The sequence below is a fragment of the Candidatus Tisiphia endosymbiont of Dascillus cervinus genome (assembly GCF_964026405.1).
Classification (GTDB): Bacteria; Pseudomonadota; Alphaproteobacteria; order Rickettsiales; family Rickettsiaceae; genus Tisiphia.
Map to the genome: position 1 here is coordinate 1,246,266 of NZ_OZ032146.1, position 18,282 is coordinate 1,264,547.

Genomic DNA, 18,282 nt, shown 5'->3' on the forward strand with positions numbered 1-18,282 from the left:
GTTATAAGCCCACAACTTTTAAACTGCCATTATGACTTCTAAAACCGTTTCCTCTTCTAACTTTCGACAGCGATGCCTCTTTGTCCTGTATACTCCCTTGTTGCTCATGTTAGGTTTTCTTGTTACTCCAATGGTATAAGATCTTTTTCTATCAACGACCTAAAATCCTCATCCATATCAATAAACCATCTTTTTACATCCACTTTAATAGGTAAATCAGATTCTTCCAATTCTTCTTGTAACTTAAACAATTGTTGATCATTTACTACTTCCATAATACAGAGGTCAAGATCAGAAAATTTCCTATTGCTACCTTTACTACGAGATCCATATGCTTTAAATGTATATGGATATTTTTTTAAGATAGATTTTAATAACAAAAAGTCTTTCTGCTCAAGATTGATCATTTCAACCTCTCCAAATTTCTAAAAAAATCATGTAACATGCCAGAAAAATCATCAAAAGTTGCAATAACTTGCTCTACATTCTTGACGTCATAAGTATGTACTGTAAGATTTCTAATCTTGATACAATCAAACCAAGCAGCAGGATCTGAAATTAAGCCGGCAGCAGCTGATTCACGAAATACTTCACGTGGGGTGTAAGCATTTTTACCTTGAACCTCTAACAATCGCTTCATTGTTTTCCAAGTTAACTCATAACAATATTCAAATGCTTGAATTGCCCCGGCTTTATTTTGTTCAGTATCCAAATTAAGACGAAAATCCTCAAACTTGCTACGTGCCTTTAATAAATTACTAATATCAATATTGTCAATCAAATATACCATTTTTTTTCTCTAGCTTTTCTATTTCTTCTATGGATAGTTTTGTATATTTAACTATTTTTTCTATCGGCTCATTATCAGCTAGCATTTCTTTTGCTATTTCTATAGCTTTCTTTTCTTGACCTTCATTAAAATTTTCTGCTAAAGCAAGTTCTTCTGCATCTTCCTGCAATTTAGTCCTAATATATAAGTCGTATTCTGCTGGGGTAAGCTTATACCGTTCAATCATATGGTAAGCATCTAATACCTTACTGCTCTTAATATCTTTAGGTGGTTCTGTCTCTTGTGTTGCACATTTGAATAGATGTAACCACTCATCAGCAACACTCGCTAATTGTGTTTTTTTAAATTTTCCAAGCTCTATGAATACATAAGATAGGTCAAATAAATATTGTTTATTAGTAGTAGTCTCAATATTTTTATGAATACTTATATAAGGCACTTTTTTGTCAAATATTCTATTTTTTATCAATGAAATCACTATTACTGGCAATAAATCCAAGTGAGTTAAACCTTCTGTAAGTTGCCCAACATATGAATGGGCAGAATAATATTGTACTCTTTTTAGATAATCGGTTTCATTTCTTTTCTGCATTTCGATAATGTACCAGTTTCCTGATTCATCTTTAACTTTTAAATCAAATACACTTCTCCTACCCTTATGAATCCCGGCTAATTCTTCTACTGGAATAAATTCAATTTCCTTAATTCTGTACATTTCAGATAAATCAAGAACACTATTAAGAAATTCTTTTAAATTCTCCTTATCACGGAAGATTTTCTTAAACAAACTATCATTTGTTGGGTCTAAATATTTTTCCATATCAATTACTCCCTTTTCCTTTAATATTATCAACTCTATCATCTTCTGATCTTTGAGTATATGGAATAGTTGATTTTCATCAACTATTCTCCTTCAATAAAGCTTTATAATCTATAGTAAGCTTAGTAGTTATAAGGTCAGAACTACGCTGAAAATTTATATTACATGCTTTCATACTAGCAACAATATAATCTTGAAGAATACATGCATTAGCTGTTAATTTATTAGTAATTTTTTCAGCAAGTAAAGTCAATAGGCCTTGGTTTTTATCCCTAGCAAAAGCACTTATCTCAAATTCCACCTCGTAAATATTTTGATCTAATCTTGAAATATTTTCAACTTTCAAAATATTTATTAGTAAGAACGGATATTTTGCATCTTGGACTACCGATCAAAACTTACGCTATGTAAGGTTCTAAATAGCGTAAAGAGGGTGAACGTAACTGCTGTTGCATATAATGATCTAAAAGCCCTAACTTTATTTGATAAACCGTCTTACCTATTTTGTGTGCAGTTCTTTTTAGAAAAGCCCACACTAAAAATGCACAACTAATGTGATTACGCTGGATGCGTTGTTTTCTGCATTGGCATCGTTCTATACCGGTAAGTTGCTTGATTTCTCTATGCATGCTCTCAATTACCCAACGAAAGCCACACTCATCTTGTACGGCTTTAGAAGATTTTTGAGTTTTGTTATTGGTAACAATATAATCAACTCTGTTGGTAGAAACAGTAAGTTTAAACAAATTAACATGCTTATCTTTTGCAAAGCCCTTTATATGAATCTCCACTCCGCTCTTAATTTCCTCATCTGAAAACGTTAACTTGCTAACAGCTTTATAAGGCTTAGAAGAGGAAGTTTTAGTAACGTATGAGAAAAAAAATGGTACATTATGTTGAGTATAATTTACAAATGCCAAGAGGATAAAATTGCAAGCAATACCAGTTAATAGGACAGATTACTGTCAATTTCTAATAGTGAGTCAAAAGAATTATAGTTTGACCTACTATGCTGAACATGCCAAAAAATGTAGCCATGATGTTATTAATAGATTTTTAAAAAATGAAAAATATACACCTTCTTTGTTATGGGAACATATTAAGGATGATGTTATTTTATCGCCTAACGGATATACAATATTTGATGATACGGTGTTAAATAAAAGAAATACCAAGAAAATAGAAATTGCTAGATCACAGTACAGTGGGGCTACAGGTGGTATTACTACTGGTATAGGAGTAGTAAGTTTGGTATATTATAATCCGGATATTAATAAGTTTTGGGTAATAGATTACCGAATTTTTTCGCCCGAACATGATGGAGCGACAAAAGTAGAACACCTATTAAATATGTTAAATAATGCTGTGTATAGCAAAAAGATTCCTTTTCAAACTGTGCTTTTTGACACATGGTATGCTACGCATAAAATTATGCAACATGTTGATTCCTTGGGTAAATATTATTATGCTCCTATTAAAGCAAATAGAAACGTTACTAAAACTTCCTCTTCTAAGCCTTATAAAGCTGTTAGCAAGTTAACGTTTTCAGATGAGGAAATTAAGAGCGGAGTGGAGATTCATATAAAGGGCTTTGCAAAAGATAAGCATGTTAATTTGTTTAAACTTACTGTTTCTACCAACAGAGTTGATTATATTGTTACCAATAACAAAACTCAAAAATCTTCTAAAGCCGTACAAGATGAGTGTGGCTTTCGTTGGGTAATTGAGAGCATGCATAGAGAAATCAAGCAACTTACCGGTATAGAACGATGCCAATGCAGAAAACAACGCATCCAGCGTAATCACATTAGTTGTGCATTTTTAGTGTGGGCTTTTCTAAAAAGAACTGCACACAAAATAGGTAAGACGGTTTATCAAATAAAGTTAGGGCTTTTAGATCATTATATGCAACAGCAGTTACGTTCACCCTCTTTACGCTATTTAGAACCTTACATAGCGTAAGTTTTGAATAAAAAGATCAATTGAATCTGCAATATCATATGGCTGAATTGATCCATTCCCAATTCTCTTCCATAGTGTTACAAATTGACCAATTTTTGTAGGAGTAATCTTAGCAACACGAAATCTAACATTCATAGAATTTAACTTGAACATGTAGGCTCCATATGCAATACTTTCACTTTCCATTACTGGTTCAGAACATATAAACTGACATGGATTATATATTAGATCTCTCGATGTAATAAGTTCCGAGTGAATTAAATCATTAGTACTCCAAGGTTTGCTGGTAGGATTACAAATAAGATTATTCACCATAGTACCACAGATTTGTTAAAAGTTGAGAATAGCTTTTGAATTAACGCGAATTCGTGATAAGAATTAACTAATTCTTATCACGAATTGGGATAATTAGCACCCCTTTGTTCATAAATATCCAGCTATTCAACGAGATGATATAATAGACCTCTTTCGAAACTCTACTTCTGCTGGCGATTTGTACGTCGATGCGGTACTCGAATCCTCACGTACATTAGAGTACGCTGCGGTTCTGCGTTCCGCGTCTCCTTCAAATCCCTCAGCATAAGCGAGTTTCGAAAGAGGTCTAATGAACAAAGAGTCATTACAACGAATATTATACATAAAAGTAACCAAAAATAGATTGCTTCGTAGTGCTTCGCTACTCCTTCGATAATAGACGTGGTAATTTGCATAATTATTCCCATAATTAATTTCCATATTTATGGTCATCCCCCCTTAGCCTGCCCTACTCCCTTTCCTCCACTACTAATTCGAAATGCCTCACTTTTATTTTTACCTAGAAAATCTTTAAAATCTTCTTTTGTAAACTTAAACTCAGTAATATTCTTTGCTGGACTTTTACTTGTATCAAATCTCTGATCTTGTTTTTTATCAATAGCTAATAATTCTACAAAATCATTTTTAATTTTACTCGGTGTTGTTGGATTATTTAAGGTCTTAATCAGTGATTCTATAGACTTGGTATCATTTCTAAGTTCATTACTGCGTGCAGTTGCTGCAACTATTACATACTCTTTTAATACAGCCTTGTTATCTTTCCCCTTCCAGTGCTCTTCCGTACAAAAAGATAACAATGTGTCAGCTTTTTCTTGATGATTTCGCATAACATCACGATCTTGCCAAGAGTTCTTTTTTTTAGTTTCTTCCGGTGGGGGTGGGGCTATATGATCTAATAGCTTATTAAAAAAAGTTTTATTCAAATTGTCATTATCATAAACTTCATAAACATTTAGGAGAAATTTTTGTTGTTCAAACGCTTTATCTACCTCTTTACCAAGTTCAAAATTATCTAAATACTCCAAAGTCTGAAGATAAGCTTTAGTATGTAAGTAAGGTGCATATTGTTCAGCATCATCAAAGCTGAGAGTAGATATACGTTTAGTATTTAATGTAATCGTATTTAATGCATTTTCACGTAAATCATCAAAAGTCTTTTCATTAGTTTTTGTGTATATAAGATTTCCACCAACTTTAGCTAGCATTTTATATACTACATCAAGTAAAAATTTCACTAGGACATTTGGACCTTCAAAATTCTTGGCACTATATATAGCAATATTTGCTGAATCATCCATACCACTACCGAAGGCAAGAGCTAAAACCCTACCTCGCTTTTTTGCTAGGGTAACATTCTCAAAACCATCCAACTCTTCCGTAACATCGACTTTACTGTTATTTTCAGGGAAATAGTCCATAGGAGTATTGTCTCTATACCCCCCATCGACATACTCGACACCATCAATTTTTACAGGTTGAAAAACTAAAGGAAGAGAAGCGGAAGCATGGCAAGCTCTAGCAATTGGAACATCAGGAGTATTTTCAGCACTAAAAATTTGCAAAGTACTATCATCTCGTCTTACTGCAGTAATTAATAAGTCTTTAAATTGCACTGGATCAAGAAGTCTTAAAAGAGCTAAATCCTTAAAAAGGAGTTCACCACCCTTTTGACATTTGTCTGTTAATTCAATGAATTCTTTCCCGTTAGATTCTATTATAGCTTGAATTTTCTTGGATTGTTTTTTAAAATTTTGTTCCTGAAAATCTAAACCTTGAATATTTTCATTTATATCAGCAATCTGCTGACTATTATTATCATCTTGTTGTTTTAATGTTTCAATCGTATTTAAAAGATCTTGCCTTTTTTTGTCTAACTCTCTCAGTTCTTCTGAAATTCTTTCATGTCTCGCTGTAGCAAGTTCCACAAAATTCTTGCCCTTTAAAAAATTATAAGCACCTTTTCTTATAGTCTTATCTACAAGCTCGTATAATGGAGTACCATCTTTGCTAAGCGGCACCGGACCAATTGAAAATCCTTGAGTCCCAAGTAAATCTTTGAAGTTTGTATTTTTTGAAATAGCTTCATATTCTTTAGGTGGTGTACCAAATGCAGTCACTACAGCAGCTATTGCCCCTGCCGATGATCCTGCAACTGCTTCTACCTCTTCAATTACTTTAGATTTATTCAAACCCTCATAAACACCAGAATATCCAACCCCCTTAGCTCCACCACCACTAAAAACCACATATTTAAAAGGACTTTGCTGCCTTTCTTGCATTTCTTTTTGTAATTTACTCATAATCTTTACTCAATTATTATAAGATTCTTATATAATTTTACCTTCTAGTATAGTCTTTCCGCTTAGTAAATTTAGCAGAAGACAAGAATACTCCAGTTCCTATACCTAACAATACTGAAACAGTGAAAATACTGGCAATCATAAAATGCCCCAACACAGCCAAAACTACAGTAGTAATACAGACCATTATCATGAATATAATGCTACTTATTCTACCTTTTTTTGTTACGCTTTCATAAACCTCAATACTTTTAATATCCATCTGATGTCTATGTACTTGCTCTTTTTCTGCCATGGCAATTAGCTTTGTCAATGTTCCTGGATAAATATTTTCATATTCTGCCATTAAATCTACAGGTGGCAAAACATGTGCAAACTTCTTACTATAGAAGCTATTATCCGACTCCTTAGGATTACTAACTTTTAAATATCCTTTGTTCAACCTATTGTTATTAGCAAAAAAACTTTTACTATCTTTCATATTCTTTTCTTATTTCTTGAAATGTTGAATTAATATCTTTTTCTACTCTAATAAAGTATTCAAGTAAATCTGTCTCTGGCTTTTTTCTTACTGTCGTTTGAGATATTTTAAATACACTAAAAAAGCCTATTAGGAAATGTCTTACAAATTCTTTATTCATTTATTCTCATATTAAATTATAAGATTAGCAAGTATGCAAGTTTAAGTATACTAGGTCATAGCAATCCTACATTTTTTATGTCACTACTGTTAAGAGTCCTTCCGAGCGTCTATTAGCGAGGAGTCACGCAAAAGCAGCAACGCGGCAATCTAGGATACGCGAAGCGTTACTCTAAAAAAACAGCTTCGCTGTTTACCTAGATCGCCACGGCATCTAAAGAGCCTTGCTATGACGATTATAGAAAAATGTAAGATACTATGATACTAGGTTCACAGCACCTAGAGTGATTATAACAAAGCTTTAAGAAAAATGGGAGAAATAATCTTTAGTTTTGATAAAAATTATTTTTTTAACCTCAGTTAATGTAATAAATTATATAGTAGGCTCAAGTAATCATTGCCATTAGGGGGGATGTCCACAACTGTTGAAAGTTTACAAATAGCTATACTACAGCGTCATTGCGAGCGTAAGCGAAGCAATCTATAGATAAATGATGTTACTGGATTGCTTCGTCGGCCTTACAGCCTCCTCGCTAATAGACGTATAGGGAAACTGTATTTACTAACTTTCGACAGTTATGACCAAAGTAACTCTTCGCTAATAGCTCTAGGCTATTCTCCCTATAACTTTTATGTTATACGTAAGGTGAATTACTCATTAAATTGCTCTTTAATAATTCGATTTTCAAGGCTATTTTTTTTATCAAATAGTAACTTTATCTTCTTGTTTTTTACAGATTTAATTAATACTGACTTAATATTATCAAACTCTTGAAAATCTGCAGCTGCATTTACTGGTCTTTTATTACTTTCTAAGATTTCAAACTTTATAGTAGTAGAAAATGGTAGTAACGCACCATGCCAGCGTCTTGGACGGAAAGGACAAATTGGTGTGAGGCATAATACGTTTGACTCAAGTGGCAAAATAGGACCTCCAGCAGATAAATTGTATGCACTACTGCCAGCTGGGGTTGCAACCATTGCCCCATCGGCTACTAATTCACTCATACGCTCAACTTGATCAATTTCGATCTTGAATTTAGCAGCTTGGTTGGTTTTACGAAATATTGATACTTCATTAATAGCTAGGGCAGTATAGGTTTTATTGTCTATGCTTTCTGCTTGCATTTTTAAAGGGTATAAATGAGAAATTATAGATTCTTGTAAATTATCCATTAACTTTTCAACAATAACTGGATTCATTAAAAACCCAATGTTACCAGAATTAATTCCATAAAAAGAAACATCAAGATGCATATAACGGTGTATCGCATGTAGTAATTCTCCGTCCCCTCCAACTACAACAATTATTTCTGCTTCTTCTACCTTACAAAACTTATAAACTAGTTCAAGCTGTCTAACTAGTCCTAATGATTTTGTCGAACTATTATAAACAATCGCAATTTTATTTAAATTAATTTTAGTTTTTGCCAACATAAATATAATAGATGATTAATTATTAGTGTAACAACACATGAAGCCAGTACATCACTTAAAAAATGTCCTCCCATTAATATACGACTTAGTCCAACTAATGTACCAAAAATCAATGTGATACTATAAATTCTTGAGAAAAATATCAAAGGAGCAACATAAGCAAAACTAGTTAAGCTATACGCCATAGCTGCATGACCTGATGAAAATGAGCAATTATGTAAACATTCATTAGAGATTGAGAAGGCTCTAGTAAAATTTTTTGTACCATTAAACTCTTTAATCTGCAGCGGACGAGCCCTACCAAAATTTTCTTTAAATATATAATTTACTAGTAGTCCAGGACCTATTGCTGTAGATAAAATTATATAAAAACCCCCTGAAATAATAAGCATATTAAAAGTTTTGTACTTAACAATTAAGTAAAGTAGGTATAATAATATTACTATAGTCAGTATAGTAGTTAATATTGGAATAATTTCAAATAATAATTGTACAATATTATTGTTACGATAGATAAATCCATTATTGCTGTCGTAGAATAATTTTGAGAAATCTATATCCAAATTAGGAAGTAGTATAGTTAATAATAAAACTATACCAAAGGTGAATATACTAGTATAAACTAAATTAGTATTAATCATAGACTAAAAGCCAAAAATAAGTTATAAAAGTATACTTAAATCCTACATCATATAGAAGTTAATATGTCATTCAACATTAAAAACCATAAAAATGATTTACTATTTTTACCACTTGGTGGTGCAAATGAAATAGGCATAAATGTCAATCTATATCATTATCAAGGAAAATGGTTGATGGTTGACTGCGGTAGCGGTTTTGCCGATGATTATTTACCAGGTGTTGACATGATAATTGCTGATATTAGCTTTATTGAACGCTATAAAAAAGATATAGTAGGTTTAGTTCTAACTCACGCACATGAAGACCATTTGGGAGCAATCCAATATTTGTGGAGTAGCCTAGAATGTCCAATATATGCCACTACCTTTACAGCAAATTTTCTAAAACTTAGATTAGCAGAATATGATTTTGCTAAAACTATAAAAATTCATGAAGTAAAGCCTTCGGCAAAAATAAATCTTGATCCATTCCAACTAGAGATGATACCGCTAACCCACTCAGCTCCAGAAATGCAGGCAATTATGATACGTACAGAAGCTGGCAATATTCTCCATACAGGAGACTGGAAATTTGATAATGATCCGGTACTTGGTAAGAAAGCTGATGAAGCTCTACTAAAATCTTATGGTGATGAAGGGGTTCTAGCTTTAGTCTGTGACTCAACTAATGTATTTAATGAAGGAACTTCTGGTTCAGAAGGAGAAGTGCGTAAAAGTTTAGTAGATATTATAGCAGGTTGCTCTCAGATGGTTGTGGTAACAACTTTTGCCTCAAATTTGGCTCGTCTTGAGACTCTAATTCACGCAGGTCAGATGGCAAAAAGAAAAGTTGTCCTATCGGGAAGAAGTTTGCATAGAATTTTGCTTGCAGCACAGGAAAGTGGTTATATGAAAGATATTGCCCCTTTGATCGATGAACGAGATATAGCAAGATTTAAAAGGCAAGAACTTTTAGTTATTGCTACTGGTTGCCAAGGTGAACCTCTAGCAGCTACTGCAAAAATGGCAAATAATAGTCACCATAGTATAAAGTTAGCTCCTAAAGATACAATTATATTTTCTTCAAAAATTATTCCTGGCAATGAAAAGAAAATTTTCCGTATGTTTAATATTTTTGTGAGGTCAGGAATTGAAGTGGTAACTGAACGAGATCATTTTGTCCATGTTTCTGGGCATCCATCAATTGACGAACTCAAACACATGTACTCTCTAATTAGACCTCAGATTTGTGTACCAGTGCATGGTGAGCCGGTACATATACATGAACACGCGAAATTAGCTCGTAAAAATGGTATAAAACATGCTGTTGAAGTCGAAAATGGTAGCTTAGTATTACTTGATCCTCATAATCCTCGTATTTTATCCAAGGTAACAACAGGTTATTTGGCTGTTGACGGCAATTATCTTTTACCAGCAGAATCATCAATTTTTAGAACTCGTAGACGTATGCGTGATTCTGGTATAGTAGTGGCAAGTTTGGTAATAAATAAAAATGGTAGCCTTAGTTGCAGCCCTATTTTATCTATGCCGGGTCTTCTTGACTCTGACGATGATGCACAGCTAATTAATATGATTAAAGATGATATTGCTGAAACGATAGAAATTCAGAGAAAATCAAAAGGTAGCATTCTCAATGAACAGATTGAGAATGCTGTAAGGTCAGCTATTCGTAAGACATTGAAACATGAGATAAATAAATCACCCATTATCATAGTCAATGTGGAAAAAGCTTATTGAAAACTAGTTTATTAATCTAGTTTATTGAATGCAAGTTAACTAAGGAGATATTATATTATGACATCATATAGTTTTACATCTGATGATGCTGCACAAAATATAGATAAAGACTTACAATATATAGCAGAGTCCTTTGATCCTAAATATGATAAAGATTATCAAAAAAATCCTCAATCTCGTGAAAAGCAGGTTAACAAGGATATAGAGCGTGGTGTCTTTTATCTTGAAACCCAAGATGGTAAACTAGTAAACTTAATAGATCAGTGTAAGTTAGGTAAAGATCAGGACTATAAGGTAACTTATCAAGATCTGTATGATATGTTAACAAAAGATTATCATTTATCACAAGAACAAACAGAATATATTTTAGCTGCAAATCACCAAGGGGGTATGGCTGGTGGTATAGTTGGATTCTCTAAGTTGCAACTAAAAGCATTTGATAACTATGGATATGATCCTAGAAGTGAATGGCTAAGAAATGGTAGTATGTCCAAGATCACTATAGATAAAGATCATAACGTATCATATATCGGCGGACAAAATATCATGTTTGATTGTAGTATGGATGCTTTCTTGCCACATAGTGACCTTAGGAAGATGATGGGTACGGAATTTAATAGCCAAGATTCTATGGCTGTAAATATTACCGCTACGTTAGGAAAAGTAGGAGATTCTGAATTAACACCGCAAGTAGTAATTGATGTAGCTGGCACTGGTAAGATTGCTGATCGATTTATTAGCGATATACAAGCAATCCAAACAAATTGTGAGCAAAAATCCCCTCAAGCAATTATTGATAGTAATAAGGCTTTATCGAAAGAATTATTAACTGCTCCTCTTAATGAAGAGCAATATAAAACAGATATGAAAGAAAGAGTTGCAAAAATCATATCAGATGAAGGGGTGAAGCCGGAAACAATAAGTACATTTAAAAAAGCAAATGGTGCTACAGAGGCTTTAGCTGACGTATTGATAGAGCAAATTGATCAAGCAATCGCAACTCAAAAAGATAAAAAAACAGGGAAATTAAGCTCACAATCTATTAATGACATTGCTAAAAAAGCTGCGGAACAGTTAAATAAGTTTATCGATAATCCAAATAAATATACAGTAAAGAAATTTACTAAGCAATTAGTAAATGATCAAGCTGCATCATCGAATACGATAATACCAAGGAAAAATTTTATTAAAAGAATTTGTGAATATTTAAAAGACAAATTGCATGGATATTCTGATGACAAGAGCAAACTACCATTGGCTGAACAATTGAAGAATGAGGCAAAATTTGTCGGACAAAAAGCAAAATCACATATGTCATCTAAAGCACCAACGTCACCACCTCCACATAATGAAAAAACAGAAGGTAAAGGAAGAGGTTAGGAAAATTTTTAATAGACTTCTTGCAGCAGTAGAATTATGTAAGAAGTCTAATCTTCGCATCAGCTGGTCTAATATATAACGGTTCTATGGAGTTAGAGAAATTGTGCTTCCTTATTTTATCGGCTATATATTTACATATATGCAGTGCCTTAACTCTAGTAAAACGAGGTAAGATTGTTAAATTTTTTATATCCCTAATCTTGTCGTATATCATCTCTACCCCACTACCTGCACAGACATTAATAGCAGCATTTTCTGTATTTAATAATTCCACAGCTTGGTCATAATTTATCAGTGAAGGAATAGAAGCTTGTTCATTTTGGTCAAAAACTTGGCTATATAATTGTCCTCTATATGCATTGAGAAAAATAAAAATTTTATTATAATTTTTTACTTGCCTGCTAGCCATCCACCAGGAAAACTCAAAATTAGATATAGTAGTGCCTATTATATCTGTACTTAGCAAAATGCCTTTTGCCACTGATAACCCTATTCTAATGCCTGTAAAACTACCCGGACCGTTTGTAACGGTTAAATAATCTAGGTCAGGATAAGAAAGCTTTGCTATTTTCAGTGCTTCCTCAATCATTGGCACTATAGTTTCAGCTTGCATAGAAGACCTTAATTCCTCAATATAGGCTAGAATAACCTGATCTTCAGAGATTGCAACAGATGCACTATTATTTGCCGTATCAAATGCTAAAATTTTCATTTATAATATATACTGCTATGATTTCAAGAGTTGGGTAGACGATAATAACTTCAAGAATTGGCGTCGTCGTGCCAAAGTCGAGCTGCTAGGCGTACATGAGTAACGGAGCAGCACAGATCTTTGACACGACGACGCCAATTCTTGAAGTTCACCGAGTATACTCAATATTTCAAGTTTTGTAAGTATACTCAATTATAATGACAATGGAAATAAATAGAACAATTTTTAGATTGTACGACATTCGTGGCAGCAGTCTAATAGATATTAATCCAACTATTGCTTATAAAATTGGCTTTTGTTTTACCAAAATGCATATATCAAAGCAAGGAAATGAAATATTTATAGGACGTGATGGTAGGTTAAGCTCCCCTGCCCTTTACCATGCGTTGGTTAATGGCATTATCTCAGCTGGTGGAAAGGTTATTTCCATAGGAGTCACCCCCTCCCCTATGTTATATTTTGCTGATAAAATATTTAAGCCACAAGCTAGCATAATGATAACAGGATCCCATAACCACAAAGATGATAATGGCTTTAAGTTGTTATCACAAGGAAAGTCTTTTTTCGACCAACAAATACAAGATTTACTGAATAATATTCTAAGTCAAGATTGGTCCACCAATCTTATTATACCAAAAAATTTTCTAGCACTAAGTAATATACGCAATTTAAATGTTACCGATAAATATCTAGATAGGATTTTGCAAGGAATAACTATAGAACCTCAAATAAAAGTCGCATGGGATCCTGCCAATGGTGCGGCTGGAAATATTATTGACTTATTAGCATTAAGATTACCTAACAAAAATGTCGTTATAAATTCGCAAATTGATGGCAATTTTCCTAATCACCACCCAGATCCAACTATTCCCAAGAATCTAGAACAACTAATAGAGATAGTTAAGACTCAGGATTGCGATATTGGTATTGCATTCGATGGGGATGGAGATCGTATAGGCATTGTAAGTAAGAAAGGACGAATAATTTTAGGCGACCAAATCCTTGCTATATTGGCAAAAGATGTAATTGATCAAAATCCAAATGCAACTATTATAATGGATATCAAATCAAGCAGTAGCATATTTAATCAGATTAAGTCATATGGCGGAAACGTGATAATGTGCAAAACAGGTCATTCCTTTATCAAAGATAAGATGCAAAAAACTAAGGCGTTACTTGGCGGTGAAACTAGTGGTCATATATTTTTTGCTGATAAATATTATGGATATGATGATGCAATTTATGCCGCCTTACGGTTTGTTGATTTATTATCAAGGTCAAAAAAAACTTTGGACGATATGATAGATGAGTTACCTAAATGTTATAGTACCCCTGAAATTAAGATTTCTGTACCAGATAACCTTAAATTTGATATTATTCAGCAAATAAAAGAGGATTTAAACAGTAGAAATATCACTTTCAACGATATTGATGGTATAAGGGTTGACTCACATAATATGCCCAATGAATCTCAATGGTATGCATGGTGGTTACTAAGAGCTTCAAATACTGAAGCTAAAATTATTGCTAAATATGAATCAGATAGTTTGGAAAAACTAAATAGTCTAAAACTAGAGCTTTCATCTTTACTAGCCAAACATGGTTTGAAACTATAGCTAACCCGAAAAGATTTTAGCTATATACCCCAATTTGGGATAAGAATTGACAAACTCTTATCCCAAATTCGCGTTAACCACATATTTTAGTTACTCAATAACACTATGCACTTCATACTTTACACAAGTTGTCTTGATAAATACGATAAAGGTTTATAATTGTTTGCTCATAATCAATAAGTTCTTGTATAGTCCAATTAAAATTGGTAAAGATGTCGTACGCTTTATTTAGCTCAGTATTAATAGCAGCCACATTCAACATGCCACTAGGCAGTAACTCTCTTATCTTTGCTGCCTGTATCTTTTTATATTCATTGTGATTTGCTGTACCAAATTCTGCTATATCATGCATCTCATTGGTTCGTACCTGCATTTCCACATCACGTCTAGGGTTGCCGACACTCGTAACAATATGCAAGGAACGATAACCATTATCTTTAGGATAATCAATATAATTCTTTTTCTCTGTTGTTTTAACAGAATAGATGCCACAGATAATATCTAACACTTTATAACAATATTCTAGCTTATCAACTATAAATCTAAAAGCAACTAGATCCGTTAATTCGTTAGTCTTTAGTATCATCTTATTTAAGGCAGAACAAGGGTCTTTTAATCTATAATATGTTGTTGCTGCTATATCATGTTCACTTAGCTTAGTACTAATAATATCGGCTATTTTATGTAAATCGTTAGTATCTTGAAATTGCATATTTGATATTCTAGTTAAGTTGTCGTGAATTTGTTTTTAAAATAATGTTATGGAGTCTTTGATGCTAACAAATAAAAATAAGCTTGTCAATTGATAGAAAGTTATTTATTGAATAAGTATATAGGCAATTATACCTACTAAGAATATACTACTCGTAAATGCAGAGTTGATAAACGAAGATCAAAATTATGATAGTAGCAGGAGTCGAAGGATCGAGGTGCTAGGCGTACATTTAGTACGTGGCTACCTACGATCCACAGCTATCGAAAGTTTACAAACAACTATACCACAGCGTCATTGCGAGCGTAAGCGAAGCAATCTATAGATAAATGATATTACTGGATTGCCACGTCGCCGCTTTGCAGCTCCTCGCAATGACATTTATGCATTAGACCTCTTTCGAAACTCGCTTGTGCTGAGGGATTTGAAGGAGACGCTTCACCTCGAACCGCAGCGTACTCTAATTCCGTTACGGATTCGAGTACCGCATCGATGTACAAATCACCAGCAGAAGTAGAGTTTCGAAGGAGGTCTATTTTAAAAAACAAACTTTTCTATCATTAGTTACAACTTTTAAATGACCCTAATTACGGGACTTGTTTAATCCCATAAAATTCTTTAGCATTTTGTAGTATAATACCAAATTCCTCGTCATTAGGTGTTGCAGGTGTTGCACCTTCAATAAAAGTACCACCAATGACTCCTACATCATTAACACCAGTATTTGGCATATGTTTTGGGAAAATATAAAAATCACGTTCTACTTTTTGTCCAAACTTAGTTTTACCTTCATCCCAACGAGTCAAAATCATATATTGTAGATTTTTAGGATTTTGATCTTTAAGCATAATCAAGTGACCTTGGACTGACACCAATTTTTCATCATTATTAAGCTTACTAGCACCAAGCCCAGTACAATTGAAGATAAATTTTCCATCAAGTTCAGCAAATGAGTTAACTTTTTTCTGTACAAACTTAATATTTTTACTTCTTAAATATTCGTTAAGCTCTGCCATAAGTATGCCTGTATCCATAAAAATACCGTCATCATATACAATCATCTTCCTTGTCGTACCATTATCAAAATCCACTGTCACATCTTTTGCTGGTTTCATGACTTTACCAACATAAGGCTCTAAACCAGATTCTTCCCGAGTTCTAAAATAAGTTGGAACAATGATAGCTCCCTCCTTAAAGTGTGGATGCTGTTTCTTAGCGATTGACGCATAAAATTTATAAGCATCAATTTCTATTTTTTGAAGAACTGTCTGTATTTTTTGACCATTATCCATAGATACTGGAGCAAGTAAACCACCCGCATTATTAGAAGCCAGTCCATCAAATTTTTCTGCAACAATCGTAATATTCTTTAAACCTTTTTGTTCTAAATCATAAGCTGTAAACAATCCCAAGACGCCTGCTCCAATAATGGTAATTGGCGTATCTTTTGTAAGATCAGTTGCATATTTTGAGTTTATAAGTAAGTTATTAACGTACTTAGCAGAACCAGGTCCAAGAGTCCAGCCACTACCACCATGTCCATAGTTATTAGCGATTATTTTACTATCTTTTTCCTCTACACTCATTTTAGGAGAACCATGTCTCATTGGACGATAACAAAGTATTTTTTGTCCCAAATATGCAGTGTCTAATTTTGGTGGAGTGATTTTTCTAACTTCACCACTAATTGCCATTGTTAAAGTTGGTGTTATAACCATCAGAGTAGCCATGCAAAGTACCTTAATTTTCTTGAGCACAATTGTAACCTTTAAAAAAATTTAATTTAGAGTTAATATAGATATTGGTGCATTTTAGTAAAGAATAATTGTATTATTCTACATACAAGAAAAGTAAAATTTTTGTATTAATGTCACAATATTAATTATATGGTGAAACCGTGGTGGATGATGATGTAATACAACAAGCTTTACCATATATAAATAATTTTATAAGTTGAATTCTAGGTAGACTTATTTATTTTAATATAGTTTTCACCCAAAATATTCTTAATTTATGATTCCAAAAACATGACCATAGATGAAAAAATTTATATTACTATATGCGTATTATTTGCAATTCTCATTGTAACAGGTAATTTAATATATCAAAAGTTTGTTTTCTTACCAATATTACCTTTTTATACTTTTGAACTTTCTGTAGGTGCAATAACATACCCATTAACATTTTTACTTACTGCAAAACTTACGCTATGTAAGGTTCTAAATAGCGTAAAGAGGGTGAACGTAACTGCTGTTGCATATAATGATCTAAAAGCCCTAACTTTATTTGATAAACCGTCTTACCTATTTTGTGTGCAGTTCTTTTTAGAAAAGCCCACACTAAAAATGCACAACTAATGTGATTACGCTGAATGCGTTGTTTTCTGCATTGGCATCGTTCTATACCGGTAAGTTGCTTGATTTCTCTATGCATGCTCTCAATTACCCAACGAAAGCCACACTCATCTTGTACGGCTTTAGAAGATTTTTGAGTTTTGTTATTGGTAACAATATAATCAACTCTGTTGGTAGAAACAGTAAGTTTAAACAAATTAACATGCTTATCTTTTGCAAAGCCCTTTATATGAATCTCCACTCCGCTCTTAATTTCCTCATCTGAAAACGTTAACTTGCTAACAGCTTTATAAGGCTTAGAAGAGGAAGTTTTAGTAACGTTTCTATTTGCTTTAATAGGAGCATAATAATATTTACCCAAGGAATCAACATGTTGCATAATTTTATGCGTAGCATACCATGTGTCAAAAAGCACAGTTTGAAAAGGAATCTTTTTGCTATACACAGCATTATTTAACATATTTAATAGGTGTTCTACTTTTGTCGCTCCATCATGTTCGGGCGAAAAAATTCGGTAATCTATTACCCAAAACTTATTAATATCCGGATTATAATATACCAAACTTACTACTCCTATACCAGTAGTAATACCACCTGTAGCCCCACTGTACTGTGATCTAGCAATTTCTATTTTCTTGGTATTTCTTTTATTTAACACCGTATCATCAAATATTGTATATCCGTTAGGCGATAAAATAACATCATCCTTAATATGTTCCCATAACAAAGAAGGTGTATATTTTTCATTTTTTAAAAATCTATTAATAACATCATGGCTACATTTTTTGGCATGTTCAGCATAGTAGGTCAAACTATAATTCTTTTGACTCACTATTAGAAATTGACAGTAATCTGTCCTATTAACT

20 protein-coding genes and 1 pseudogene are annotated in these 18,282 nt (G+C 33.0%); 5 read left to right on the forward strand and 16 right to left on the reverse strand.

What is annotated here, in order from left to right; genetic code table 11:
* Positions 1 to 122: 122 nt before the first annotated feature.
* The 5 genes from AAGD19_RS06105 to AAGD19_RS06125 form a co-directional block, all read right to left on the reverse strand.
* Entirely contained in the window at positions 123 to 407 is a 285-nt protein-coding gene (locus tag AAGD19_RS06105) for a nucleotidyltransferase domain-containing protein (RefSeq protein ID WP_341747575.1), read from the reverse strand.
* Positions 404 to 790 carry an HI0074 family nucleotidyltransferase substrate-binding subunit gene (locus AAGD19_RS06110; protein ID WP_341747576.1) on the reverse strand — a complete coding sequence of 129 codons (387 nt, stop codon included), beginning with the start codon at positions 788 to 790 and terminating at the stop codon, positions 404 to 406. The genes AAGD19_RS06105 and AAGD19_RS06110 overlap by 4 nt, the downstream gene beginning before the upstream one ends.
* Entirely contained in the window at positions 774 to 1,610 is an 837-nt protein-coding gene (locus tag AAGD19_RS06115) for an Rpn family recombination-promoting nuclease/putative transposase (RefSeq protein ID WP_341747577.1), read from the reverse strand. Before AAGD19_RS06115 ends, AAGD19_RS06110 begins: the two co-directional genes overlap by 17 nt.
* Positions 1,611 to 1,689: 79 nt before the next feature.
* Complete coding sequence (locus AAGD19_RS06120; RefSeq protein WP_341747578.1) at positions 1,690 to 1,956, reverse strand: hypothetical protein; 267 nt, start codon at positions 1,954 to 1,956, stop codon at positions 1,690 to 1,692.
* A 52-nt stretch (positions 1,957 to 2,008) separates the two neighbouring features.
* Positions 2,009 to 2,530 (reverse strand): transposase, encoded by a 522-nt coding sequence (locus AAGD19_RS06125; RefSeq protein ID WP_341747579.1) that lies wholly within the window; start codon positions 2,528 to 2,530, stop codon positions 2,009 to 2,011.
* A gap of 58 nt (positions 2,531 to 2,588) precedes the next feature.
* On the opposite strand from AAGD19_RS06125, the gene AAGD19_RS06130 reads away from it, so the two are divergent.
* Positions 2,589 to 3,572, forward strand: coding sequence for a transposase (locus AAGD19_RS06130; protein ID WP_341747233.1), 984 nt, complete (start codon positions 2,589 to 2,591; stop codon positions 3,570 to 3,572).
* On the opposite strand, the gene AAGD19_RS06135 is transcribed toward AAGD19_RS06130, so the two are convergent.
* From AAGD19_RS06135 to AAGD19_RS06165, 7 genes are all read right to left on the reverse strand, one after another.
* On the reverse strand, positions 3,552 to 3,725 hold the full coding sequence (locus tag AAGD19_RS06135; protein ID WP_341747580.1) for a MepB family protein: 174 nt from the start codon (positions 3,723 to 3,725) through the stop codon (positions 3,552 to 3,554). The two genes, AAGD19_RS06130 and AAGD19_RS06135, sit on opposite strands and share 21 nt — an antisense overlap.
* A 288-nt stretch (positions 3,726 to 4,013) precedes the next feature.
* Positions 4,014 to 4,211 carry a palindromic element RPE1 domain-containing protein gene (locus tag AAGD19_RS06140; RefSeq protein WP_341747581.1) on the reverse strand — a complete coding sequence of 66 codons (198 nt, stop codon included), beginning with the start codon at positions 4,209 to 4,211 and terminating at the stop codon, positions 4,014 to 4,016.
* 104 nt (positions 4,212 to 4,315) lie between these two features.
* Entirely contained in the window at positions 4,316 to 6,187 is a 1,872-nt protein-coding gene (locus tag AAGD19_RS06145) for a patatin-like phospholipase family protein (protein WP_341747582.1), read from the reverse strand.
* Between the two features lie 37 nt (positions 6,188 to 6,224).
* Positions 6,225 to 6,668, reverse strand: a complete 444-nt coding sequence (locus tag AAGD19_RS06150; protein ID WP_375331075.1) for a DUF2335 domain-containing protein — start codon at positions 6,666 to 6,668, stop codon at positions 6,225 to 6,227.
* Entirely contained in the window at positions 6,658 to 6,828 is a 171-nt protein-coding gene (locus AAGD19_RS06155) for a hypothetical protein (protein WP_341747583.1), read from the reverse strand. The genes AAGD19_RS06150 and AAGD19_RS06155 overlap by 11 nt, the downstream gene beginning before the upstream one ends.
* Before the next feature lie 650 nt (positions 6,829 to 7,478).
* A complete protein-coding gene (locus AAGD19_RS06160) occupies positions 7,479 to 8,246 on the reverse strand; it encodes an NAD kinase (RefSeq protein ID WP_341748486.1) in 768 nt (255 codons plus the stop codon).
* On the reverse strand, positions 8,237 to 8,905 hold the full coding sequence (locus tag AAGD19_RS06165; RefSeq protein ID WP_341747584.1) for a phosphatase PAP2 family protein: 669 nt from the start codon (positions 8,903 to 8,905) through the stop codon (positions 8,237 to 8,239). Before AAGD19_RS06165 ends, AAGD19_RS06160 begins: the two co-directional genes overlap by 10 nt.
* Before the next feature lie 63 nt (positions 8,906 to 8,968).
* Between AAGD19_RS06165 and AAGD19_RS06170 the strand changes: the two genes are divergently transcribed.
* Together AAGD19_RS06170 and AAGD19_RS06175 are read left to right on the forward strand one after the other, a co-directional pair.
* On the forward strand, positions 8,969 to 10,642 hold the full coding sequence (locus AAGD19_RS06170; RefSeq protein WP_341747585.1) for a ribonuclease J: 1,674 nt from the start codon (positions 8,969 to 8,971) through the stop codon (positions 10,640 to 10,642).
* A 57-nt stretch (positions 10,643 to 10,699) separates the two neighbouring features.
* Positions 10,700 to 12,022 carry a hypothetical protein gene (locus AAGD19_RS06175; protein WP_341747586.1) on the forward strand — a complete coding sequence of 441 codons (1,323 nt, stop codon included), beginning with the start codon at positions 10,700 to 10,702 and terminating at the stop codon, positions 12,020 to 12,022.
* Between the two features lie 34 nt (positions 12,023 to 12,056).
* On the opposite strand, the gene tsaB is transcribed toward AAGD19_RS06175, so the two are convergent.
* Positions 12,057 to 12,734, reverse strand: coding sequence for a tRNA (adenosine(37)-N6)-threonylcarbamoyltransferase complex dimerization subunit type 1 TsaB (gene tsaB / locus AAGD19_RS06180; RefSeq protein WP_341747587.1), 678 nt, complete (start codon positions 12,732 to 12,734; stop codon positions 12,057 to 12,059).
* 203 nt (positions 12,735 to 12,937) lie between these two features.
* On the opposite strand from tsaB, the gene AAGD19_RS06185 reads away from it, so the two are divergent.
* The gene (locus tag AAGD19_RS06185; RefSeq protein ID WP_341747588.1) at positions 12,938 to 14,350 is read left to right on the forward strand and encodes a phosphomannomutase/phosphoglucomutase; all 1,413 of its coding nucleotides are present in this window, start codon (positions 12,938 to 12,940) and stop codon (positions 14,348 to 14,350) included.
* A 112-nt stretch (positions 14,351 to 14,462) separates the two neighbouring features.
* On the opposite strand, the gene AAGD19_RS06190 is transcribed toward AAGD19_RS06185, so the two are convergent.
* Complete coding sequence (locus AAGD19_RS06190) at positions 14,463 to 15,062, reverse strand: RelA/SpoT domain-containing protein (RefSeq protein ID WP_341747589.1); 600 nt, start codon at positions 15,060 to 15,062, stop codon at positions 14,463 to 14,465.
* A 587-nt stretch (positions 15,063 to 15,649) separates the two neighbouring features.
* Entirely contained in the window at positions 15,650 to 16,819 is a 1,170-nt protein-coding gene (locus AAGD19_RS06200) for an FAD-dependent oxidoreductase (protein WP_341747590.1), read from the reverse strand.
* Between the two features lie 270 nt (positions 16,820 to 17,089).
* Here AAGD19_RS06200 and AAGD19_RS07550 point away from each other — a divergent pair.
* Positions 17,090 to 17,257: pseudogene (locus AAGD19_RS07550) on the forward strand (VUT family protein); the annotation flags it as partial.
* A 7-nt stretch (positions 17,258 to 17,264) separates the two neighbouring features.
* On the opposite strand, the gene AAGD19_RS06205 reads toward AAGD19_RS07550, so the two are convergent.
* The gene (locus AAGD19_RS06205; RefSeq protein ID WP_341747233.1) at positions 17,265 to 18,248 is read right to left on the reverse strand and encodes a transposase; all 984 of its coding nucleotides are present in this window, start codon (positions 18,246 to 18,248) and stop codon (positions 17,265 to 17,267) included.
* Positions 18,249 to 18,282: the final 34 nt, after the last annotated feature.